Raw genomic sequence first — 483 nt, 5'->3', positions numbered from 1 at the left:
ACTGAACCTTCGACATGGCCGCATCATAGGGCTTCGCGCCCGTCGCACCACCTGATAGAAGTCACGCTAGGGCGAACGGCAAGCGTCGGCTTTACAACGGTTTTACATGCGCGGTGGCGCGCCACTGGGGTGGCCGGCGTGCCATAATGCCGCGCATTCGGCGGCCCGGGGGTCGCCCGTTTTTAGAACCAATCATTCCAGAACCATTAGCGGAGCAACGAATGGCCCTTGCCATCCGCGACGTGCGCGAGCACGACCTGGATGCCGTGCTGGCACTCAATAACGAGGCAGGCACCGGTATCCTCGCCACGGACCGCAGCCGCCTGCGTCACCTGTACGAGATCGCGCACTATTTTCGCGTCGCCGAACAGGATGGCCGCATCCTCGGCTTTCTAATCGCCATGCGTCCGGACGCTGAATACAGCAGTCCGAATTTCCGCTGGTTCCAGGCCCATTACGAAAGCTTCGTGTACATCGATCGCA

1 pseudogene is annotated in these 483 nt (G+C 60.9%); it reads left to right on the top strand.

Features of this window, described 5'->3' with window-relative positions:
* Nucleotides 1-221: 221 nt before the first annotated feature.
* Nucleotides 222-483: pseudogene (locus CBX98_RS25405) on the top strand (GNAT family N-acetyltransferase); the annotation flags it as partial.

The organism is Vibrio sp. T9 (assembly GCF_003123985.1).
Classification (GTDB): Bacteria; Pseudomonadota; Gammaproteobacteria; order Enterobacterales; family Vibrionaceae; genus Vibrio; species Vibrio diabolicus.
The sequence above is the reverse complement of the archived record's forward strand: the minus strand, read 5'-3'. Positions and strand labels throughout refer to the sequence as shown.